The 20,311-nt window shown below is 58.8% G+C and carries 23 protein-coding genes; 12 read left to right on the top strand and 11 right to left on the bottom strand.

The annotated features are described in order from the left end of the window. Positions 1-146: 146 nt before the first annotated feature. Positions 147-962, bottom strand: coding sequence for a mechanosensitive ion channel family protein (locus tag IE089_RS08430; RefSeq protein ID WP_189477116.1), 816 nt, complete (start codon positions 960-962; stop codon positions 147-149). 244 nt (positions 963-1,206) lie between these two features. Between IE089_RS08430 and IE089_RS08425 the strand changes: the two genes are divergently transcribed. The 4 genes from IE089_RS08425 to IE089_RS08410 are packed head-to-tail and all read left to right on the top strand — an operon-like array spanning position 1,207 to position 4,357. Further along, positions 1,207-1,659 carry a MaoC family dehydratase gene (locus tag IE089_RS08425; RefSeq protein WP_189477114.1) on the top strand — a complete coding sequence of 151 codons (453 nt, stop codon included), beginning with the start codon at positions 1,207-1,209 and terminating at the stop codon, positions 1,657-1,659. A gap of 5 nt (positions 1,660-1,664) precedes the next feature. Next, positions 1,665-2,354: an NUDIX hydrolase gene (locus IE089_RS08420; protein ID WP_189477112.1), complete on the top strand. Its 690-nt coding sequence runs from the start codon at positions 1,665-1,667 to the stop codon at positions 2,352-2,354. 3 nt (positions 2,355-2,357) lie between these two features. Next, positions 2,358-3,902 carry an FAD-dependent oxidoreductase gene (locus IE089_RS08415; RefSeq protein WP_189477110.1) on the top strand — a complete coding sequence of 515 codons (1,545 nt, stop codon included), beginning with the start codon at positions 2,358-2,360 and terminating at the stop codon, positions 3,900-3,902. Then, positions 3,899-4,357, top strand: a complete 459-nt coding sequence (locus IE089_RS08410; RefSeq protein WP_229802652.1) for a c-type cytochrome — start codon at positions 3,899-3,901, stop codon at positions 4,355-4,357. The genes IE089_RS08415 and IE089_RS08410 overlap by 4 nt, the downstream gene beginning before the upstream one ends. Here the strand turns inward: IE089_RS08410 and IE089_RS08405 are convergent, their stop codons facing one another. Together IE089_RS08405 and IE089_RS08400 are read right to left on the bottom strand one after the other, a co-directional pair. Then, positions 4,358-5,545 carry a lipid-transfer protein gene (locus IE089_RS08405; RefSeq protein WP_189477108.1) on the bottom strand — a complete coding sequence of 396 codons (1,188 nt, stop codon included), beginning with the start codon at positions 5,543-5,545 and terminating at the stop codon, positions 4,358-4,360. A gap of 4 nt (positions 5,546-5,549) precedes the next feature. Next, positions 5,550-6,002, bottom strand: a complete 453-nt coding sequence (locus IE089_RS08400) for a Zn-ribbon domain-containing OB-fold protein (protein ID WP_189477106.1) — start codon at positions 6,000-6,002, stop codon at positions 5,550-5,552. Between the two features lie 159 nt (positions 6,003-6,161). Between IE089_RS08400 and IE089_RS08395 the strand changes: the two genes are divergently transcribed. Then, positions 6,162-6,842, top strand: coding sequence for an SOS response-associated peptidase (locus IE089_RS08395; protein ID WP_189477104.1), 681 nt, complete (start codon positions 6,162-6,164; stop codon positions 6,840-6,842). A 92-nt stretch (positions 6,843-6,934) separates the two neighbouring features. Further along, on the top strand, positions 6,935-7,699 hold the full coding sequence (locus tag IE089_RS08390) for an SDR family oxidoreductase (RefSeq protein WP_189477102.1): 765 nt from the start codon (positions 6,935-6,937) through the stop codon (positions 7,697-7,699). Between the two features lie 31 nt (positions 7,700-7,730). Here the strand turns inward: IE089_RS08390 and IE089_RS08385 are convergent, their stop codons facing one another. From IE089_RS08385 to IE089_RS08365, 5 genes are all read right to left on the bottom strand, one after another. Beyond that, positions 7,731-8,339 carry a PqiC family protein gene (locus IE089_RS08385; protein WP_189477100.1) on the bottom strand — a complete coding sequence of 203 codons (609 nt, stop codon included), beginning with the start codon at positions 8,337-8,339 and terminating at the stop codon, positions 7,731-7,733. Further along, positions 8,340-9,308, bottom strand: a complete 969-nt coding sequence (locus tag IE089_RS08380) for an MlaD family protein (protein ID WP_189477099.1) — start codon at positions 9,306-9,308, stop codon at positions 8,340-8,342. After that, positions 9,305-10,081 carry an ABC transporter ATP-binding protein gene (locus IE089_RS08375; protein WP_189477097.1) on the bottom strand — a complete coding sequence of 259 codons (777 nt, stop codon included), beginning with the start codon at positions 10,079-10,081 and terminating at the stop codon, positions 9,305-9,307. The genes IE089_RS08380 and IE089_RS08375 overlap by 4 nt, the downstream gene beginning before the upstream one ends. 3 nt (positions 10,082-10,084) lie before the next feature. Then, on the bottom strand, positions 10,085-11,215 hold the full coding sequence (locus IE089_RS08370; protein WP_189477095.1) for an MlaE family ABC transporter permease: 1,131 nt from the start codon (positions 11,213-11,215) through the stop codon (positions 10,085-10,087). A 69-nt stretch (positions 11,216-11,284) separates the two neighbouring features. Then, the gene (locus tag IE089_RS08365) at positions 11,285-11,800 is read right to left on the bottom strand and encodes a DUF3806 domain-containing protein (protein ID WP_189477093.1); all 516 of its coding nucleotides are present in this window, start codon (positions 11,798-11,800) and stop codon (positions 11,285-11,287) included. Positions 11,801-11,934: 134 nt separating this feature from the next. Here IE089_RS08365 and dapA point away from each other — a divergent pair, with 134 nt between their 5' ends. The 3 genes from dapA to IE089_RS08350 are packed head-to-tail and all read left to right on the top strand — an operon-like array spanning position 11,935 to position 14,620. Further along, positions 11,935-12,816, top strand: a complete 882-nt coding sequence (gene dapA, locus IE089_RS08360) for a 4-hydroxy-tetrahydrodipicolinate synthase (protein WP_189477091.1) — start codon at positions 11,935-11,937, stop codon at positions 12,814-12,816. After that, positions 12,813-13,859: an NlpB/DapX family lipoprotein gene (gene bamC / locus IE089_RS08355; protein ID WP_189477089.1), complete on the top strand. Its 1,047-nt coding sequence runs from the start codon at positions 12,813-12,815 to the stop codon at positions 13,857-13,859. The genes dapA and bamC overlap by 4 nt, the downstream gene beginning before the upstream one ends. Beyond that, positions 13,859-14,620, top strand: a complete 762-nt coding sequence (locus IE089_RS08350; RefSeq protein ID WP_189477087.1) for an MBL fold metallo-hydrolase — start codon at positions 13,859-13,861, stop codon at positions 14,618-14,620. Before bamC ends, IE089_RS08350 begins: the two co-directional genes overlap by 1 nt. Here the strand turns inward: IE089_RS08350 and IE089_RS08345 are convergent. Together IE089_RS08345 and IE089_RS08340 are read right to left on the bottom strand one after the other, a co-directional pair. After that, entirely contained in the window at positions 14,617-15,510 is an 894-nt protein-coding gene (locus IE089_RS08345) for a lysophospholipid acyltransferase family protein (RefSeq protein WP_229802651.1), read from the bottom strand. The two genes, IE089_RS08350 and IE089_RS08345, sit on opposite strands and share 4 nt — an antisense overlap. A gap of 7 nt (positions 15,511-15,517) precedes the next feature. Next, positions 15,518-16,024 (bottom strand): hypothetical protein, encoded by a 507-nt coding sequence (locus tag IE089_RS08340; RefSeq protein ID WP_189477084.1) that lies wholly within the window; start codon positions 16,022-16,024, stop codon positions 15,518-15,520. Positions 16,025-16,177: 153 nt separating this feature from the next. On the opposite strand from IE089_RS08340, the gene IE089_RS08335 reads away from it, so the two are divergent. Genes IE089_RS08335 through IE089_RS08325 form a run of 3 tightly spaced genes read left to right on the top strand, consistent with a single transcriptional unit; the run spans position 16,178 to position 19,192 of the window. Continuing rightward, positions 16,178-17,581: a hypothetical protein gene (locus IE089_RS08335; protein ID WP_189477082.1), complete on the top strand. Its 1,404-nt coding sequence runs from the start codon at positions 16,178-16,180 to the stop codon at positions 17,579-17,581. Positions 17,582-17,596: 15 nt separating this feature from the next. Continuing rightward, the gene (locus tag IE089_RS08330) at positions 17,597-18,406 is read left to right on the top strand and encodes a class I SAM-dependent methyltransferase (RefSeq protein ID WP_229802650.1); all 810 of its coding nucleotides are present in this window, start codon (positions 17,597-17,599) and stop codon (positions 18,404-18,406) included. A gap of 30 nt (positions 18,407-18,436) precedes the next feature. Then, the gene (locus IE089_RS08325; RefSeq protein ID WP_189477080.1) at positions 18,437-19,192 is read left to right on the top strand and encodes an SDR family NAD(P)-dependent oxidoreductase; all 756 of its coding nucleotides are present in this window, start codon (positions 18,437-18,439) and stop codon (positions 19,190-19,192) included. On the opposite strand, the gene dapE is transcribed toward IE089_RS08325, so the two are convergent. After that, positions 19,181-20,311 (bottom strand): succinyl-diaminopimelate desuccinylase, encoded by a 1,131-nt coding sequence (gene dapE, locus IE089_RS08320; protein ID WP_189477078.1) that lies wholly within the window; start codon positions 20,309-20,311, stop codon positions 19,181-19,183. The genes IE089_RS08325 and dapE overlap by 12 nt on opposite strands.

The following is a 20,311-nucleotide window of genomic DNA, read 5'->3' as shown; positions in this document are numbered from 1 at the left end:
TACAGTGGGGTTATAACACAAGAGAAGCGGGGGATTCTGTGAAATCCTCGTAACCTGGACTTTTCGGTCGAGGTGCGGGAGGCGTGCCCCGACAGCACGCGAAGGCTGCCGGGGGTTAAGGGTCTATTTAGGCTCTGAGCGTCGCGCTATTCAGACTTGTCGAAGTGCACGTCCATCTGGGGGTAGGGAATGCTGATACCCTCTGCATCGAAGCGCAACTTCACGGCCTCGGTGGTGTCCCACAGCACCGCCCAGTAGTCTTCTGCATTGACCCAGGGCCTTACCAGAAAGTTCACGCTGGAGTCTGCCAGTTCCCCCAATGCCACCACCGGTGCCGGTTCGCCGAGCACGCGGTTGTCTGCGGCGATAATCTCTTCCAGCACGCTCTTTGCTTTGCGGATGTCGTCGTCATACGAGATACCGAAGACCATGTCGACGCGGCGTGTGGGGCGCGCCGAGTAGTTGGTAATGTTGTTTGAGAACACGGCGCTGTTGGGTACCACGACTTCCTTGTTATCGGGCGTGGTCAGCTTGGTGGTAAAGATGCTGATAGAGTCCACGACACCAGCGGCGCCGCCGGACTCGACGAAGTCACCCTTGGTAAATGGACGGAAGATGATCAGCATGACTCCGGCAGCAAAGTTTGACAGCGAACTTTGCAGTGCAAGACCAATGGCAAGACCCGTTGCACCCAGTAGTGCAATCAAGGAAGTCGTGTCTACGCCCAGCTGACTCAGTGCCGCGATAATTACAAACAGCAGCAGCACCCATTTGATGATGGATGAGATAAACCGGATCAGAATTTCATCCATCTCCTGGCGTTCCATCATTCGCTCTGCAAAACCCACCACCATGCCGACGATTTTTCGGCCGATGAGGAAGATGAGTAGGGCGAGCACAATCTTGATGCCCCAGGGGATGATGTAGAGATTAAGCAGCGTATCCGAGTCCAGTCCGTCCATTGTTGTCTCCATAGTTCATAGTTTGTTGCAATGACTATAGATGATTACTGGTGGTTGTGCCTGTTTTGTCAGCTCATGCTGTGTAATTGCGATCGATCTCACAGGCAGAGCTACCTGTCGAGGGCTGTTCACCGGTCTGTGGTTCGACATGCTGCGCTGCAGCAGTCTTGCGTAGCAGGCGTCTGCTGGCGCAGCTATCGCGGTGGTATAGTCCCTGCCATTACTCACAGGAGCGAGCGCTAACATGGCCACGTTTTTATCACCGCAGGAACTGATGGGCAAGGAGGGAACACACCTTGGGCACAGCGAGTGGCTCACTATTGAGCAAGAGCGAATCGATCAGTTTGCGGAAGCAACAGGTGACCATCAGTGGATTCATGTGGATCCCGAGCGAGCAGCGCAGGGCCCCTTCGGCAAGACCATCGCACATGGCTACCTGACGCTGTCATTGGCAAACCTGTTTCTGCCGGAGCTGATGACCGTCGAAAATGTGTCTATGGGCGTGAATTATGGTTGCGATAAGGTGCGCTTTCCTGCCCCTGTGCCAGTCGGGAGTCGCGTCCGTGGCGCTGGCGAAATTATCAGGGCCGAAGAGGTTAAAGGCGGGGTTCAGGTCGTCGTGCGCGTCACCATCGAGGTTGAGGGCGGTGACCGGCCGGCCTGTGTGATCGACACCATCAGCCGATTTTTTCCGTAGATCGCATGGCCGATACCTCCAATAGCGCTGCTGCCATGCCCGCCGCGACTGTGGTTGTTGCTCGTGATGGTGCTTCCGGCCTTGAGGTCCTGTTGGTTCAGCGCAGTGAGGCCGTGAGTCACATGGGCGGGATGTGGGTGTTCCCGGGAGGGAAGGTCGACCCGCAAGATGCGCAGCCAGCCGCAAGCCCACTGGAAACGGCGCGCGCTGCGGCCATTCGAGAGACGCGCGAAGAAGTTGGTCTGGAAGTCAGCGACGAACAACTGCTGTACCTGTCGCACTGGACTACGCCGCAAGGGGCCAAGCGCCGTTACGCCACCTGGTTTTTCCTGTGTGTATTGGATGACGGCCAGGAAGTGGAAGTGGATGGCGGTGAAATTGCGCGCCATCGCTGGTGCAGCCCGGCCCAGGCGTTTGCCGATATTGAAGACGACGAGCATCCCTTCTTTCTTGCACCACCGACCTACGTCAGCATAGTGCAAGTCAGTGAGTTCGCTGATTGCAGCGCTGCGCGTTCTCATTTGGCCAATGCCGAGCCCGATGTTTTCGAACCCGAGGTCGTGATAGTGGATGGCGGATACTGCTTCCTTTATCACGGTGACGTCGCCTATGGCAGTGGTGATCTTGATCGGGCCGGCGCTCGACACCGCACCTACATGGTGAATAAAAAGCTGGACTACCAGAGGTATGCCTGACGCATGACTAGCGACCGCGAAAGACGTGCGACCGCTGCCGGAGGCCTCAGCCGGCGCGGATTTCTCGGCGGCGCGGTGGCTGGCGCGGCGGTGGCCGGGGTTGGCGCCCGGGCCGCAATCGACGGTACCGCGGTCACTCATTGGGATTTGACCACCGATGTTGTGGTGATGGGGTCAGGTGCTGCCGGCATGTGCGCCGCGCTGGAAGCTACCGGGCAGGGTGCGAGCGTACTTGTTCTTGAATCACTGCCGCGCTTCGGTGGCTCGTCGGCGATGTCCGGCGGCGTGGTCTATGCCGGTGGTGGCACGGTACTGCAGCGCGCTCTGGGCGTCAGCGATACCGTCGAGGCGATGTACGATTTTATCGCCAATACGGGCGCGCTGAATCCTCAACGGGACAAGGTTCAGCGCTATTGCGAAGAGTCGGTGGCACACTTTGATTGGCTGGTCGATCAGGGCGTGCCCTATAGCGAGGGCTTCACCGCCGCCAAGGGCTTACCCATGGGCGATGAGTCTCTTTATGTTTCTGGCAATGAGCTGGCCTGGCCCGCGAGGGAGCAGGCGACACCTGCCGCGCGTGGCCATGTGCCGGGCGTTGCAGGCATGACGGGTGGCCGTACCCTGATGGCCGCCTTATTGGGGCGGGCGGGGGCGGCCAGCATTGAGATGCAGTCTCGCTCTGCGGTGACAGAGCTGGTTACCGCCAGCGATGGCCGGGTAATTGGCGTGCGGGCGGATATGGCCGGCGAGACAAAACATATTCGTGCGAAGCGCGGTGTCGTTCTGGCCGCCGGTGGCTTTATTCACAATCGCGATATGTTGGCCCGTTACGCGCCAGAGTTAGCTCAGTGCTCGGTGCCTTGGGGTAATGCTGGCGATTTGGGCGCGGGCATTCTTCTGGGCCTGGCTGCCGGCGGCGATGTATTGAGAATGGACCATGGCTTTGCCATTGCCCCGATTTACCCACCCGAGAATGTGTTGTCGGGCATTGTCGTCAATCATCAGGCGCAGCGATTTGTCGCAGAAGATTCTTACCATGGTGTATTGGGGCATCACATCGCCTATCAACAGCAGGGAAAGGCCTGGCTGATCACAGATGCTGACAGCAGTTATGCGTTGGCCCAGGACAACTTTCCTGAAGTTGCCAGCGCCAACAGCATTGGGGCACTGGCGACCGCGGTGGGTTTTCCTGCTGGGGCGTTGCAGCACACGCTGGCCTACTACAACCGCTTCGCCGCCAGAGGGCGTGACCCCCAGTTTCAGAAATCGCCGGTTTACCTGCGCCCGCTGCAGGGGCCACCCTACAAGGCCTGGGCCTTATCGGTGGACGAAGCTTTCTTTCCCGCGCATACCTTTGGCGGTCTGCACACCGATATCAACGGCCGCGTGCTCACGCCCTACGGCGAACCGGTGCCGGGCTTGTTTGCGGCTGGCCGCACTACAGCGGGGTTGCCCCTTGCGCCTTACATTGCCAGCGGACTGTCGCTGGGTGACTGCACCTACTTCGGTCGACAGGCGGGTCTGGCCGCCGCAGGAGACTTGGCATGATGTGGGTGATGAGCCTCCACAAATACCTGGCCGCAGTGTTGGCGATTGCGGGACTGACGTACTCGGTGGTTGCGGTCGGTCAGACAGACCCCAATGAACCAGGAGGGACCCAGCCGGCATTGACTCTGGAGGCGGGGGACGCCCAGCGCGGGCGTCTGGTGTTTGGCCAATGCCGGACCTGTCATTATCCCGAAAAAATCATGGGCCATAACAATGGGCCCAACCTGCATCGCATTTTTGGTCGGATTGCCGGCAAGCAAGCCGGTTTCGAGCACTACTCGGATACGTTCAAGCAGGCAGACTTCGTGTGGACACCGGAGCTATTAAACCTCTGGCTGGCCAATCCCATGGCGATGTTTCCTGATACGACGATGATGAGTCTGGGGGTGCCCGATCCAAAGGACCGGGCCGACCTCATTGCCTACCTTATGAAAGCCTCGGTGCGAGAGCCCTGATCAGCGTTTCACGATGACCGAGCTTCCGTGGCCGAACAGGCCCTGATTAGCCGTAATGCCAACCCGCGCACCCTCAACCTGACGTTCGCCACACTGGCCGCGCAACTGCCAGGTCAGCTCACAGACCTGCGCCAATGCCTGCGCGGGCACGGCCTCACCAAAGCAGGCCAGACCACCTGAGGCGTTAACGGGCGTGCGCCCACCGACAGTGGTGTCACCGGCTCGCAGCATCGCCGCGGCTTCGCCGCGCGGTGCCAGTTGCAGATCTTCTATCCAGTCCAGTTCCAGCGCTGTCGACAAGTCGTAGACTTCTGCCAAGTCGACATCCTCGGGGCCAATTCCGGCTTCTTCATACGCCTTGAGAGGCAGTTGCGAGCGATAACTGATGGCATCGATGCCTGCCGCTGCAGCCGAGTCTGTGGCGATATCGGGCATCTCTACCACGCCGCTTGCGAAAGTGGGTGTAACGGTGGAGATTGCCGCTACGCGGGGCGCATCCCCTTTGCCAATGCGTTCTGCGTATTCCACGCTCGAAACAATGAGAGCCGCACCGCCGTCACTCGTGGCACAGATATCCATCAGGCGCAGAGGGTCCGCTACGATGGCAGAGGCAGCGACATCTTCAGCCGTGAAACACTTCTTGTAACGCGCTCTGGGATTCTTGCTGCCCACCAGTGCGTTCTTCACCTTAACGGCTGCGAAGTCTTCCAGTGTGTCACCGTACAGGTCCATTCTGCGCCTGGCGTATAGGGCAAAGTAGGTTGGATTGGTGATGCCTAGATAGAAACGCACCCAGTCCGGATCTTCCGGGCGGTAGCCGCCGGCCGGTGCAAGGAAGCCCTTGGGTGTAGTGTCGGCACCCACCACCAGTGCAACGTCACAGCCTCCCGCCAGAATTTTGTTGCGCGCAGCGGCCAGTGCCTGCGACCCGGAGGCGCAGGCCGCATAGGACGTATTCACCTCGGCCCCCTGCCAGCCCAATGCCTGTGCAAAGGTTGCTCCGGCCACATAACCAGGGTAACCACAGCGGACAGTAGCGCCACCAGAGACAAAGCTGACGTCTTTCCAAGGTATGCCGGCGTCATCCAGCGCCTCGCGAGCTGCGGCCACGCCATACTGTACGAAGTTGTGACCCCATTTGCCCCACGGGTGCATTCCCGCCCCAAGAATTGCAATCTCATTACTCATGGATTCAGCCTTCCTCGCTTGCGGTCGCGGACATGGGCTGCCACTTCCAGGTGATCTTTACGTCGTCGTCAGTTTCGTGCAATGGTTCCAGCACCAGTTCCATAGGCATGCCTACTTTCAGCGCTTCCACGCCAGTGCCTTCCACGACCTGACCCAGCACAACCATTTGTTCTGCCTCGAGTTGCACGGCGGCAATGGCGTAGGGCTCAAAAGGCTCTGCCGCGACAAAGGGCGCCGGCGGCTTGTAGCAGGCGTTGGTGTAACTCCAGAGGGTGCCGGTGCGGCTCAATTTCACCTCGCTGAACTCGGTGCTGTCGCAGCCGGGGTTGCGGCAAAATTGGTCCTGCTTGGGGAAATAGTAAGTGCCGCAGGCGTTGCAGCGGGTGCCTATGAGGTGCGGCTGCTCGTCCAGGGTGAACCAGCCTTCGATAGCCGGTGCACTGGGTTTATTACTCATGGTGTATCCTCCAGATCCGGCGCTCAGAGTACTACCCGCATTTTGAGACAGGCAAGGCCACGCAGCACCTGAAGCACAGAATCGCAGGCCGAGCTGCACCGGGGTTCACTTTGGCAAACCTTGTTTGCAGCGCTGGCCGCCAGTTGGCACAGTAGTGCCATGTGTGGACGTTTCAATGTCATCGACAACCCCGGCCTGCAGCAATTGCTGAAAGACCTGGGAATTGATCTCAATTTACCGCCGGCTATTAACGTCGCACCCACCGAGTCTGTGCGACTGGTGCGCAATGTAACGGGCAAAGGCGCGCTAGACAGCGCGCGATGGTGGCTTACACCGTCCTGGGCGCCGGCGGTCGATCAGAAATACGCCATGTTTAACGCCCGCAGCGAAACCCTGTCACGGAGCCGCGCGTTTTCAACGCCCTTCAAACGCCAGCGTGGCCTGGTGCCTATGAGTAGTTTTATCGAGTGGCGCAAAGAGGGTGAAGGCAAGCAGCCCTACCAGTTCACGCCTGATTCCGGCGCTTTAGCTGTTGCCGCCTTGTGGGATATTTGGGAAAAAGGCGGTCAGCCCCTGCTCAGTTGCACTCTGGTTACGACGCAGGCAGCCACTGCCCTGGAGCCCTGGCACTCGCGCATGCCAGTGATGCTGCAGCGCGAAGAGATACCCCGATGGTTGGACAATAGCGCTGTTATCGTCGATGGGGATCCGGTTTTCGCCCCGATTCTGAAACAGCCATTGCATGTTCAGCCGCTGGATCGGGCGATCTCTCGCTCGACCAACAAATCGCCCAGTCTGCTTGGTGGTGTCGGTGACAGCACGGTGCTGGCGCCGGGCTGATCGACACTTTTGGACGGTCACGCTGACCGATTTGGAACTGTGGCTAAGCCAGATTCTCACCGATACTCTCTGACAACCTGAAGGAGAAGACGATGGGTGTTTACGCAATGACCGGTGGCGCCACCGGAATCGGCGCTGCGCTGAAAGCGCGCCTGCAATCCAGCGGACACGATGTGATCTGTGTGGACATCCGGGATGCGGATATTGTTGCAGACCTTTCTACCGCAGAGGGTCGTGAGCATGCGGTCGCTGAGGTGCGCGCAAGAGCCGCTGATGGACTTGACGGCCTGATTCCCTGTGCCGGAGTGCCACCCGTCACACAGCCGCTATCCCTGATCGCTCGCGTGAATTACTTTGGCGTGGTTGCCGTGGTGGAGGGCCTGAAAGACTTGGTTGCCAAACGCCGTGGCACCGTCTTGCTGGTGGGCTCTAACTCAGCGCCGATGGTGACGGGTGATGACAGCTACGTGCAAGCCTGCCTTGACGGCGATGAGGATAAGGCCTGTGCCGACATCGATGCTCGGGACGGCCACACAGCTTACGCCGGATCAAAACGCGCGCTGACCATGTGGATGCGACGCCAGGTGGTTGCCTACGCTGAGATGGGCGTACGTATCAACGCAGTTGCGCCCGGTATTACCCGCACGCCTCTGTCGGAGAAGGTGATGTCTGACCCGACGCTGGGGCAATTGATGCGCGACTTTGCTGACAGCGTGCCCTGGGGAGGCACGGCACAGCCCGATCAAATAGCCAGTGTCATGGCATTTATGTTAAGCGAGGCAGCGGATTTTGTCTGTGGGTCAGTATTCTTTGTGGATGGCGGTTCAGACGCCATGATGCGCAACGACGACTTCTAGAAGTGCGCAATTCACGGGTGCCATTGACGCTTTAATCGTCGTTCTGCAGCGCCGCCTGATTTGCAGCCTCGCGGATCTCCGCGCTGATTCGCTCACTCAGTTGCATTAACAAATCACTGTAGGCGGAGGCGACTGCAGCCCCGCCAGCCGTATCACCACCGAGGGGCGCCGACAGCGTTGTTAGCTGGCGCGTCAGCTCGGTATCCGGGTCTCCCGGTTGCAGTAGCAGCCATTCCGCCACTAACTCGGCTTTCCCGGGCTTTGCGTCCAGCGCGACAATGCGAACCCGTACACTGAACTGAGGTGCGCGAGAGCGGTTCCAGGGGAAAGTCCGCACGTTCTGGGTATCCAGCAGGCTCGCGAGATTCAGCGAGAGCACACGCTCGATACCGTCGGCCAGTGACTCAGCCCAGCGCTCGTAAGAGGCAATTTCCAGAGTATTGCTGTCTTTTCGGTAGACCAGACCGTTACGGTTCAGGTACTCGGGAATCATAATAGGCCCCACACCCAGTGACGGGCTGTCACCGCTGGGTAGGGTGGTGCCGCGAGCGTCCAGCAAGTGATACGTGCTGGGCGGTGTGGTGCCGCAGCCGGCCAGTAACAGCAGCGCCAGTGCTGCAATCAGTCGAATAGGTGTCATTTACTGATCTTCCTCACGTTTGCCTCTGATCAGGGCCTCAGGCTGCTGCTCTAGCGTCTTGGCCAGTAGTTGTAAGGCTCGCCCGGCTTCCGCCAGTTCGCGCAGAGCACGGTTCAGCTCATAAGTGGTGTTGGAGTCCTCCGACACCAGCCCATCAATTTCTTGCATAGCGGATTCGAAGGCGATAATGGCCTCATCGAGTACCGCCAGATTGGTCTTGGCCAAACGCGACAGTTCCGGCAGCTCGTTATTCACGCTATCGAATGTTTCGGTGGCGTTATCCAACAGGGTATCAACCCGTGGGCCGGTGCTGGCCAACAGGCCGCGCAGATCGCTGCTCAAGCCCTGGAAGCTGGCAATCCCCGCCTGCACGTCCTCGGGCAACTGCTGGAACTGCGGGTTATTAACGAACTGATTCACACCATCGGCAATCGCACCAATGTCCTCTGCGATACGGGCGATATCGATGGACTCAATTTGCCGCTGCAAGCGCTGTAGCTCCGTGGGGATGGTGGGTATCTGCGGGTACTCAGACTCGATGGCAGCCAGATTCACATCGCTGTCCGGGAAGAAGTCCAATTGCACATAGAGCAGGCCGGTGAGGAAACTTTGGGTGTTCAACTGTGCCCGCATCCCGCGGGCAATCAGCTCATCCATAAGACTGCCGCCAATGGATCCGCGGCGCTGGATGTTGGCGCTGTTGATCTCGGACTCAACCAGCATGATGACGTCTATCGTATCGGTATCCAGGATGAGTCGGATGTCTGTGACCTGACCGATCTGCACACCGCGCAGCGCGATGGGTGCGCCCAGTGTCAGGCCTTTCACTGAGCCATCAAAGACCATCACGACCTTCTGTCTATCGGTACCGAACCCGGTGCTGCTGAGAAAAATAATGCCCGATAGCGCGATGATTAGCGCGCCCACAATGAAGGCGCCTATCAGTACGTTATGTGACTTTTCATTCATGCCGTGCTGTCCTCAGCAGCCCCAAGGCCGCGGGTCAGGAATTGTCGCACAACCGGCTCATTGCTGTGGTCGCGCAGATGTTTGGGGTCGCCATAGCCAATCATGGTCCGGGTATGGGCGTCCAGGTAGACCGAGTTTGTGGCGATACCATAAATGCTGGGCAGCTCGTGAGTGACCATAACAACCGTCGCGCCCGTCGACTCCTGTAGCTGTTGTATCAGCTCGTCCAGCAAGCGCGAGCTGATGGGATCCAGGCCCGCAGACGGCTCGTCGAAAAACAGGATCTCCGGGTCCAGCGCGATGGCTCGCGCCAGTGCTGCCCGTTTGCGCATACCGCCGCTGACTTCCGAGGGGTAGTAGTCCTGATAGCCGTCCAGCCCCACCAGTGCCAGTTTGTAGGCAACCACTTCGGCGATCTGGTCGCGATTGAAGTCTGTGTACAGTTGCAGGGGCAGTGTGACGTTCTCTGCCAGGGTCATGGCGCTGAACATACCCCCGGTCTGATAGGTAATGCCCCAGCCTTGACGCATTTCGTCCTGCCGGGCCGGCGGTGCTGAGAAAAAGCTCTGGCCATTAAAGGCAATGTCGCCCTTGGCCGGTGTGATCAGCCCAAGCATGTGTTTGAGCAGCGTGCTCTTGCCGCAGCCAGAGCCGCCCATAATGACAAAGATGTCGCCCCGGTTAATGTCGAAAGACAGGTCCCGTTGAATGACGAAGTCGCCATAGGCCATGGTGAGCTTGTCGATATGGATATGCGCCCGGGATTCTGACATGCGTCAAATACCCAACTGTTGAAACAGAATATTGATCGCGGCGTCTGCAATGATCAGGTAAACCACCGCGGTAACCACCGCTTCGGTCGCGGCCTGGCCGACCGCAGCGGAGCTGCGGCCAGAGTTGATGCCTGAGCGGCAGCCCGCGACTGCTATGAGTACGGCAAAGACAAAGCTCTTTAGCATGCCGACAAATATGTGTGCGCTATCAATGGCGGCCTCGCCAGCATTAATGTATTGCAGCGGTGTGATTCCCATTCCACCGGCAACAATGCCGCCTCCAACGATGCCCAGTATATTGGCGTAGATGGTAAGCAGCGGCATCATGGCCACCAGGGCCAGCATCCTAGGAACCACCAAAAACTCCACCGGCGATATGCCCATGGTAGAAATGGCGTCGACCTCTTCATTGGTCTGCATGGTGCCCAGTTGTGCCGCATAGGCGGCCCCCGTGCGTCCCGCCATCACGATAGCCGTCATCAAAGCGCCCATCTCACGCAGCATGCCAATCACTACCAGGTCAGCGACATAGATCTCGGCACCAAACTGCTGCAGCTGAACTGCTCCCAGGTACGCGAGGATCATGCCAACCAGCACGCTGGTAAGACTAATGATGGCAAAGGCGTTAGGCCCTGCCTGGTAGCAGAAGGTCAGGAAGTCGCTAAATCGGGTATTGGCCTTGCCCACCGCCAGCCGCCCCAGAGCAACGGTGACTTCGCCCATGAAAGCGAGGGAGTCTCGTGTTCCCTCGGCGACTCCCTTAAGCATTGCAACCGGGTTCAGAGTGGCTAACAGCGGGGGGCTGTCTTCCTCGGGCGGTTTGTGAGGTTTAACGGTGGTCGCAACCTGCAGGAGGCGATGGGCGCTGGCCGGCAGTGCCGCGCTATCGATACTGATATCCCGCTCGCGACAGTCGTTACACAGCTGTAGCAGGAAGGCCATGAAAATGGAGTCCCACTCACCGAGTCCTTCACCAGATAGCACAAGCGTGTTGGGGGCGCTGGCCAGCAACTGGGGTCTAAAGTCTAGATACTCGGGCGTGGCGCTGCCTTCCACCCAGTCGCCCGCAAAGTGCAGCTTTGCGCCGTGATCGTTATCGAGGTCGAGCTGAATCTGTGCCGTGCTGGAACTCATGCGCCCTTGCTTGTGCGGTCAGCAGTCCTTGAGTCTAAACGTCACCCGTAATCAACACCAGCGACCGCCCTATTGAAACGGCAGTGGCTCGCGTTCGGCCAAGGCCATTGCAACGGCGCTGTCATAAATTTCCTGAACGTCAGTGCGCCCGCCGCCTTCTTTGCGTCTTGCCAGCATGGTCACCGGAAACAGCAGTGACTCGCTGTCGCCAAAGCGCAATGCGCGGCTGCGACCGACCTCATCCTCAAAGATGACCCAGTCCATTTGCAGTTCCTTTGCCAGCAGGTCGCCCAAAACAATGCCCAGGGCCTGCAGTTCACGTGTCATCGTGGGTGTAACAATGCCCTGATCGAGTAAGCGCTGCATGAGTGCAATGTCCCGGCTCGCCATACCGCTAAAACGTTGCCCGGTGTTATTGGCGGCCAGTTCATTGATGCCGGTGCGCTGCTGGGACATGTACTGCCTGTCCAGATACGTAGGCTGGCTATAGGTGACTTCAAACTGGGCATGGGCTGAACGCAGGGGCCACAGCAGGGACGCCGTCAGCAGGCAGAATAAGGGAACAAAGCGGATTGATCGTTGCATGGTGCTCTCATAGCCGTGTGTGTTTCACATGGCCAGTCTAGCGCAATCCGGTTGTGTTCCTATCCCGAGCATGGATAATTGCTGACTTCGCGCAGCAGTTCGCGCAGCGCGGTGTATCCGGAGTAGTTCTTTACATGATTACCGGCAGTATTGTTGCCCTTGTGACCCCCATGCAGGCCGATGGAGGCGTAGATTGGTCTGCGCTTGAGCGCCTGATTGACTGGCACGTCGATGCTGGAACGGGGGCGATAGGTGCCGTGGGTACTACCGGCGAGAGTGCAACACTGCCCACGCCTGAACACTGCGAGGTGATTCGCTTCTGCGTCCAGTACGCGGCAGGCCGCATCCCGATTATGGCGGGCACCGGCTCAAACTCAACTCAGGAGGCCATAGAGCTGACCCAGGCAGCGGCAGAGGCGGGTGCGGATGCGTGCCTGCTGGTGACGCCCTACTACAACAAGCCCACTCAGCGTGGTTTGTACGAGCACTTTCGCGCCCTCGCAGAGGCCGTTGACGTGCCACAGATTCTCTACAACGTGCCCGGCCGCACCGGTGTCGATATGAGCAACGACACCGCGATGGCGCTGGCGGAACTGGACAACGTAGCCGGTATTAAAGATGCCACAGGCGATATTGCGCGGGGGCGTGCTTTGATCGAGAGCAGTCCGGCGGACTTCGCCGTTTACTCCGGGGATGACCCAACCGCGCTGGCGCTGATGCTTGCCGGCGGCAAGGGCAATGTCTCTGTCACAGCAAATGTTGCGCCGGCGGCAATGGCAGAGCTTTGCGCCCTGGCGCTAGCCGGTGACTCGGACAAAGCGGGGGAGATAGATGCCAAGCTGAGCGCTTTGAACAGCGCTTTGTTCCTGGAGTCCAACCCCATTCCCGTGAAGTGGGCACTGTACCGCATGGGCAGGATAGGCGAAGGTCTGCGTCTTCCATTGACCACACTGGATACAACTCATCACGCGGCCGTAGAAGCCGCTCTTGGCAAGGCAGGAATCGAGCTAACATGATCCGTTTACTTTCTCGCAGTGCGCTGCTGCTCCCTCTCGGGCTGTTGACAGGCTGTGGTTGGCTGCTGGGCGATGAGGGTATGTTCCCCGACCGCACACAAGACTACAAACGTGCTCCCGAGACCGCGCCAATGGACATGCCGAATGGCACAGAGCCGCGACAATTGCAGGAAATCTATGCCATCCCTTCGGTACAGGACGACTTCGTATTGGAGGGCGACTTTGAAGTACCCCGGCCAACGCCACTGGTGGCGGGCAATGCCGATGATGTTGTTCGAATCCAGCGTCTGGGTAACGAGAGCTGGGCGCTGGTTGCGGTCGCTCCCGGGCAGTTGTGGCCACAGGTACGGAGCTTCCTGGCCGCTGCCAACATACAGGCAGCGCGTGTGGATGCGGGCGCGGGCGTTATGGAAACCGGCTGGGTCGAGTTTGAGACGCAACCCATGGCTTCACGTTTTCGCTACCGTATCGAGCGCGGTGTGCAGCGCGGCACCAGTGAATTACACGTGCTGCAAATGAATCAGGCCGGAGATGTGAATAGCTGGCCACCTGCCTCCGATAATCTGGAACTGGAGGGTGAGATGTTGCGCTCTGTGGCGCAGTACATCGCCAACAGTGCCGGCGATGCGCCCGTCTCCATGATTGCCGATCAGGCAATCAGCGCTTCTGGTCGAATTGCCATGGCCGAGTCCGATGAGGGCTACACTTACATCGATCTGGGTCTGCCGTTCAATCGCGCCTGGGCGGCTATGCCAAGAGCGCTGGAATCGTCAGCCTTTGAGATCACGGATCGCGACCGCAGTGCCGGCGCCTACTACGTGCGCTTTCTGGGCCCGCAGGGACAGGAAGAGGACGGCTGGTTCGACTGGCTTTGGGGTGATGACGAAGACCACCCCCTGGCAGGTCGCACCTTCCGCGCCACAGTGACCGAGCAGGGCGCTGATTCCGTGCATATCCGCCTGATTCCAGAGGATGCAGATCAGCCGCTGGAAAAGCGCGAAGAGCAGGCCCTGCTGGCCCTGATTAAAGGCAATATCAGTTAGTGCGGCTGGCGTCGCTGGGTAGTGGTAGTAAAGGCAACGCCACACTCATAGCCGCGGGCAGCACGCTAGTTATGATCGACTGCGGGTTTTCGCTGAAGGAAACCCGCAGGCGCATGCAGCGACTGGGGGTAGCTCCCGAGCAGTTGGACGCGATCCTGGTCACCCATGAGCACAGCGACCACAGCGCGGGCGTTGCGGTGCTGTCGCGAAATGCCTCAGTTCCTGTGTACCTCACCCACGGTACGGCAAGCACGGGACGTATCCAGAGCTGTCACGAGACCGTTCGTTTCAATGCCGGTGATACCTTCATTATCGGCGACCTTTCCATTCAGGCCATTGCGGTGCCGCATGATGCCCGTGAACCCTGCCAGTATCGGGTTAGTTATGGCGACCTGTGTTGGGGCGTGCTGACTGATCTGGGCAGCATCACTCCCCATGTCATACAAAGTTATAGCCAGTGCCAGGGTCTGATGCTGGAGTTCAATCATGATGTGGACATGTTGCAGGCCGGTGAGTATCCGCCGGCGCTGAAGCGCAGGGTAGGCGGCGACTGGGGTCACCTGAACAATCACCAGGCAGTGCAGTTTCTCAGCGCAGTCGGTACTGAGGGCCTACGCCACTTGGTGATGGCACATGTGTCAGAAAACAATAACTGCCTCGACCGGGCGCGCTCGGCCCTGTCTGCGGTCATTGACCCCACTGATGAACGTGTGATTTTTGCCGATCAAGGCGATGGTTTGGAGTGGCTTAGCCTCGCCTAACTGGCTGGGCTCTGTTCCGCTTTTTCCCTGGCCTCTTCGACGGCGCGATCCCGCTTCCAACGACGATTACTCCATAGCCACGTCTCGGGCTGCTCGCGGATCGCCGCCTCAGCGTACTCAATGTATTGCTCAGTGATGGCGTGCCCCTCTTTTTCGTAGGGGGGGGTTGCCACTGGCAAGAACTCCAGCGTGTAGTAACCCGGCTTCTGACGTCGGCACTGGGCGAACACCACGGGGAAACGGGTCATCTTCGCGATAACCTCAGCCCCCAGAAAGAATGCAGATTCCTGTCCCAGAAACTCGGTCCAATAGCTACGATCGTGTCGGGTGGGAGACTGGTCCGCGACCATGACGAACAATCGAAACTCCTTACGCCGCTTGACGATGTCCTTGGTGGACTCGTCCACCGACAGTGGCCGTGAACCAAATTGGGCGCGAATATCGAACACAATGTCATCAACCGCCTTGTTGTGGAGCGGCTTGTACACTGGATCTATGGGGATGCCCAACTCGGCAATGGCGCCGTGCAGCATCCATTCCCAGTTTCCCTGGTGGATGGTGAGTACGATCACTGAACGGGTGAAGTCTTCGGTGTATTCCCGGATGACCTCGGGGTTAAGCAGTTGCATGCGCTCGGAAAACTGCGCCGGTGACATACATCTCGCTTTGAGAATCTCGAGTGCACTGCGACTAAGGTGGCGGTAGAAGTTCTTACCCAGAGCTGTGATTTCGGCTGATGTTTTCTCGGGGAAGACCCGTTCGAGATTGCTGCGCACCACGTCGCGGCGGTAGCGGGCGACGTAGTAGAGCAACAGGTAGGCAAGCCATGCCACCCCGTACAACAGTGGGAAGGGCAACCACCCAACTGCCCTGAGAAGAATGCGTTGCACCGTGATACTACTGTGGGCAGTGTGTTGGCAGAACGGCGCTGTCAACACGCAACAGCGCGCTGAGGTTGGGGCAGTTCAGACCCGGATTGTTACGCAGTGATAGCTTGCGCAACGACAGTAACTCGTACAGCGGTGTCGGGTTTGCGATGTTGTTATTGTCCAGCACCAGCCAGGCCAGTGAGGACAGCGGAACCAGAGGGCTGATGTCACTGATGGCATTGTCTGCCAACTGCAACTGCTCCAATCCCGTGAATACGCCAATACCTGCCAGATTCTCGATGCCCCTGGCATTGCAGTTCAATTCGACCAGTCGGGATGCACTGGTGACTTTTTTGCGTTCTACAGCTTCACTAACGCATTGGTTGAGTGCGGGATCGGCGATGTCAAAGTCTGCAAAAAGTGGCTCTGTTGTGTAGACGGTGCGCTCGTTGACGCTGACATCATAGTTGCTGCAGCCTAGCACGAGCATCGTCATTAACGCGACCAGTGCGGTTTTAATCGGTTGTGGTGTCATGCGATTTCCCGTGTTTTTCGATTCTTGAACTGCGGACCAGCAAATCAGCTCTCCGGCGCAGGTGTATTTGGGGTTCCGACAGCCATGGCTTAGACTGCTTGCTCGGGTTAGCGACAATGCTAGCGAGATCAACGGGCGATGACGAGAGTTTTCATGGCTGAAAATACCGTAGCTGGCGGGGGAAGTGGCGCAAAGCCTGACGATGCGATCAGTATTGTGCAGCGCGGTAACCTCAAGGCACTGGAGACGACCTTGCGCAAGCAGTGGCGGCTTGGGCAAAACATTGTGCTGTGTTGGAGCCCCGACGACAAAGGCATGCTGGTTATCCTGGTGCCGCACTATTTTCTCGGCAACTACTGTGCCGAGGGAGAAGCTTCCGAGAATGAACTGTTTGTCCGTGACCTGATTTCCGGTAAGCGTAGGAAGTCACGCGAAGAACTGTTTGATGTAGCCAAGCGATTGGGGGTTCCCCCTACCTTCATCAAACTTGCGAGCCCCTTGGCGAACGACGACAACGTGCAGCACGCCGTTGAAGAGCTGATCAAGCGCTACGGGCTGAGTTTTGTGAACAGCCGCGCCGTATTGTTGTTTGATATCGCCGAGTTTTCTCTGTACACCCCGTTTGAGCAGGCCAGCCAGCTCAATAGCCTCTCTTACTCACTCAACTCGGCCTATAACAAGCTGTTGAGTAAGGGTATAGAGGTGAACTTTGCACGCACCACTACTGGAGATGGTTACTACGTCTGGAATCGTGACCTGGCCCCTTTCGCCAGCCAGGACCTATTCAACTTCCTGCTCCTGGTGCTGGCCGACAATGCCGCCGCGCGGGCAGCGTCCAAAGGTAATACCGTCCCGTTGATTCGCTCGGCATTCCACATTGGCAGTCACTACGAGCTTTATCAGGCAGAGGGCGTAAACCCTACGGTGTTCAGCTATATAGTGGGTGATGTGACCATCGAGCTTGCCCGTATGGTGGATGCGGCGAAACCCGGCCAGGTGCTGCTGGGTGACTTCGAATGGTCTATGCCCAGCAGGGAGCGCAGTGGAGTTATGCTGCCGGTGCAGGTGAAGACGCCGGGTTTTGTGCGCAGCTGTAATCGAGGGCTGGCGGGTTTGCAGGGTATTTCACTGGCGGGCAAGCCCGTGGATGCCATCGTGTGCAAGCTCAGTGGCGATGATCCAAAGAGTGGCGAGCAGCCGACGCAGATTACCATCACAGACAAACACGGCCTCAGTCACGACGCCTACAACTTGGAGGTGGAGGTGGCCTTGTCCGACCGCGTCCTTTCTCTGGGAGGAGCTGTAGAGCCGGGGCAGTTAGCTGCCCAGCCAGTGAACGCTGATCAACCGCTGCAGCATGATGTGGCACAGACTTCTGCGCCCGGCCACACTGATCCTTTGCCGCCCACGGAGGAAAATCCTGAGCCGGCCGCGCCTGAGCCTGCTGAGCCTGAGGCCGCTGCGCCCGAAAAAGCCCGAGACGCGAATGAGGTGGTTGATGATCTCGCGGAGATTCTGCGTCGACACGGCCCCGGCAGTCGCAAACGCAATCGGTAAGCGCCAAGCGCATCCATGAAATCTGCCAGCATGGTGGCGCCGAACCTGGCCGTTTGGCCTCGCACCAATAGCGATCAAGTACGCGCCCAGCGCCTGGGTGAAACCCTGGCCTTGCCCGTCCTACGCACCGAGTACACCGTTGACGCTGATATCGACATGCTGCTGATTGTGGGCGAAGCGGGTATCAGTCTGCAGCGCGTAGCCAAGGCTGCTCCATTACCGCTGAAGGTGGATTTTGGCAGCGGCGGCATGCGGCACCGCCGGCGTGGCGGCCAGAACGAATTGCTGGGCCGCGCGGTAGGGGTCGGTAAACGGGAAAATCTTCGTGTGGTGGATGCGACCGCCGGACTGGGGCGCGACAGTTTTGTGCTCGCAGATCTTGGCTGTACTGTTGTCATGGCCGAGCGGCATCCGGTGGTTGCAACCCTGCTAGCAGACGGCCTTGATCGTGCTCGGCAGGCCATAGACCCCTGGCTCTCTTCGGTGGGCGCCAGAATGACAGCGCACGCCGGAGATGCCCGCCTTTTGTCGCCAGTTACCGCCGACACTATCTACCTGGATCCAATGTTTCCCAAACGCGGCAAGAGTGCCGCCGTTAAGGCCGATCTGGCCCTGCTGCAGCAACTGTTGGTGGGCAGCAACGGCGATGATGCCGATGCGCTGTTCGAGTGGGCGATGGATGAAGCCGCAGCCCGGGTAGTGGTTAAGCGCCCCTTGCGGGCCCAGCCTTTGGCGGGCGCGGCGCCGTCGCATCAGTTGCGGGGCAAGTCCATTCGCTTCGATGTGTACGTGCGACGTGCCTTCGACACCGCGCATTCTGTATGATGCGCGGCCAGACTTTCAGAGACAGCGACTATGTCAGACAAGCAAATGATCGCAATGGTAACCGGGGCCTCTTCGGGGCTGGGCGCAGAGTATTGCCGGCAACTGGCGTCACGTTGCAAAGTCATTATCGCGGTTGCGCGGCGCGCTGACCGTCTGGAGTCCTTGCGCGAGGAACTCGCCGTTCAAACCGAGATTGTGCCGGTGGCTGCTGACCTGGCAACCGTTGAGGGCGTAACCCTTGCGACGGAAGCCCTTCGGCAAAAAGGCCCGGTAGACCTGCTGGTTAACAACGCGGGTATCAGTGCCTTTGGGCCCTACACCGATGCCGGCATTGACGATCAGCTCAGGACGGTGCGCGTGAACATTGATGCACTCCTCGTGTTGTCGCGCGCGGCCCTGCCGTTTATGCGAGAGGCGGGGGGCGGTACCATTGTTAATGTCGCCTCTATTGGTGCATTTCTGCCGATGAAAGATACCGCGGTGTATGGCGCCAGCAAGGCCTTCGTACACTCTTTCTCAGAGTCACTGCAGAATGAGGTTCGTGCGGACAATATCCAGGTTCAATGTGTGTGTCCGGGCATGACCCGTACGGAAATTCACGACAGTGATCTGTTTGCCGGTTTTGATAAAACCAAAGTGCCAGATGAGCTCTGGATGAGCGCCGATGAAGTCGTCGCCATCAGTCTAAATGCGCTGGATGAGAACGCCGTAACGCTGGTGACCGGGGACCAAAACGTTGCGATGGCCAGGGCGGCCGCGCTGGCCACCGTGGCATCAATTCAGTAACAGCCCTTCCATCACGCCTCGGTAGATCGCGGTCAGGCGGGGCAGGTCGGCCTGCAGCACGCGTTCATTGCGTTGGTGAATAGTTGCGTTAACAGGCCCCAGTTCCAGCACCTGTGCCCCGGTCGGGGCGATAAATCGGCCGTCAGAGGTGCCGCCGGCTGTTGAGAGTTCTGCCTGTAATCCTGTCTCCTGCGCAATCGAACCCACTGCTGCATCCACCAGCGCGCCTGCATCTGTGAGGAAGGGTTGGCCGGAGAGATTCCAGTCAATGCTGTAGTTCAGACCATGACTGCTCAGTATCTCGATGGTGCGCTGCTGCAGGCCCTCCGCGGTGCTTTCCGTGGAAAACCGGAAATTGAATAGCACCTCGAGTTCGCCGGGGATGACGTTGGTCGCGCCTGTACCCGCATTGATGTTTGATATCTGGAATGAAGTTGGCGGGAAGAACGCATTGCCGTCATCCCAGTGCTCACGGGCTAATGTATCCAGCGCAGCCATGGCGCGATGAATCGGATTTTCCGCGAGGTGGGGATAGGCAACATGTCCCTGTTTTCCGTGAATGCGCAGCACTGCGCCCAGTGAGCCGCGGCGTCCATTTTTGATCACATCGCCCAGGGCCTCGGTGCTGGAGGGCTCACCCACCAGACACCAGTCGATAACCTCACCACGGGAGACCAGCTCGTCCACGACCTTCACTGTGCCGTTGACTGCCGGCCCTTCCTCATCGGAGGTAATCAGCAATCCTATGCGCCCCTTGTGGTTACTGTGTGCCTCTGCGAACTCTTCGCAGGCGACGACCATGGCCGCGAGGCTGGCTTTCATATCCGCTGCGCCGCGGCCGTAGAGATAACCGTCACGCACTTCCGGCTGAAAGGGGTCCGAATCCCACTGTTCCAGCGGGCCTGGCGGCACAACATCCGTGTGTCCGGCAAACACCAACAAAGGGCCTGTCTCGCCACGCACCGCCCAAAGGTTCTTCACCTCGCCAAAGTCTAGCGACTCACAATGGAATCCCACGGCCTCCAGACGCTGAGCCATCAACGCCTGACAATCGGCGTCCTCGGGAGTGACAGAGGGGCGGGCGATCAGTTCACGACAAAGTTGTTCAGTGGCATCCAA

Source organism: Parahalioglobus pacificus (assembly GCF_014652275.1).
Taxonomy (GTDB): Bacteria; Pseudomonadota; Gammaproteobacteria; order Pseudomonadales; family Halieaceae; genus Parahalioglobus; species Parahalioglobus pacificus.
This window is presented reverse-complemented; position numbering and strand designations above follow the sequence as displayed.

Bases quoted from the DNA above. Each gene is read 5' to 3' on its own strand.
- IE089_RS08425 (WP_189477114.1), top strand. From the start codon at position 1,207: ATGGCCACGTTTTTATCACCGCAGGAACTGATGGGCAAGGAGGGAACA.
- IE089_RS08330 (WP_229802650.1), top strand. From the start codon at position 17,597: ATGAAATCTGCCAGCATGGTGGCGCCGAACCTGGCCGTTTGGCCTCGC.
- IE089_RS08375 (WP_189477097.1), bottom strand. From the start codon at position 10,081: ATGTCAGAATCCCGGGCGCATATCCATATCGACAAGCTCACCATGGCC.
- IE089_RS08410 (WP_229802652.1), top strand. From the start codon at position 3,899: ATGATGTGGGTGATGAGCCTCCACAAATACCTGGCCGCAGTGTTGGCG.
- dapA (WP_189477091.1), top strand. From the start codon at position 11,935: ATGATTACCGGCAGTATTGTTGCCCTTGTGACCCCCATGCAGGCCGAT.
- IE089_RS08390 (WP_189477102.1), top strand. From the start codon at position 6,935: ATGGGTGTTTACGCAATGACCGGTGGCGCCACCGGAATCGGCGCTGCG.
- bamC (WP_189477089.1), top strand. From the start codon at position 12,813: ATGATCCGTTTACTTTCTCGCAGTGCGCTGCTGCTCCCTCTCGGGCTG.
- IE089_RS08400 (WP_189477106.1), bottom strand. From the start codon at position 6,002: ATGAGTAATAAACCCAGTGCACCGGCTATCGAAGGCTGGTTCACCCTG.
- IE089_RS08370 (WP_189477095.1), bottom strand. From the start codon at position 11,215: ATGAGTTCCAGCACGGCACAGATTCAGCTCGACCTCGATAACGATCAC.
- IE089_RS08385 (WP_189477100.1), bottom strand. From the start codon at position 8,339: ATGACACCTATTCGACTGATTGCAGCACTGGCGCTGCTGTTACTGGCC.
- IE089_RS08430 (WP_189477116.1), bottom strand. From the start codon at position 962: ATGGACGGACTGGACTCGGATACGCTGCTTAATCTCTACATCATCCCC.
- IE089_RS08365 (WP_189477093.1), bottom strand. From the start codon at position 11,800: ATGCAACGATCAATCCGCTTTGTTCCCTTATTCTGCCTGCTGACGGCG.
- IE089_RS08380 (WP_189477099.1), bottom strand. From the start codon at position 9,308: ATGAATGAAAAGTCACATAACGTACTGATAGGCGCCTTCATTGTGGGC.
- IE089_RS08415 (WP_189477110.1), top strand. From the start codon at position 2,358: ATGACTAGCGACCGCGAAAGACGTGCGACCGCTGCCGGAGGCCTCAGC.
- IE089_RS08340 (WP_189477084.1), bottom strand. From the start codon at position 16,024: ATGACACCACAACCGATTAAAACCGCACTGGTCGCGTTAATGACGATG.
- IE089_RS08405 (WP_189477108.1), bottom strand. From the start codon at position 5,545: ATGAGTAATGAGATTGCAATTCTTGGGGCGGGAATGCACCCGTGGGGC.
- IE089_RS08335 (WP_189477082.1), top strand. From the start codon at position 16,178: ATGGCTGAAAATACCGTAGCTGGCGGGGGAAGTGGCGCAAAGCCTGAC.
- IE089_RS08395 (WP_189477104.1), top strand. From the start codon at position 6,162: ATGTGTGGACGTTTCAATGTCATCGACAACCCCGGCCTGCAGCAATTG.
- IE089_RS08420 (WP_189477112.1), top strand. From the start codon at position 1,665: ATGGCCGATACCTCCAATAGCGCTGCTGCCATGCCCGCCGCGACTGTG.
- IE089_RS08325 (WP_189477080.1), top strand. From the start codon at position 18,437: ATGTCAGACAAGCAAATGATCGCAATGGTAACCGGGGCCTCTTCGGGG.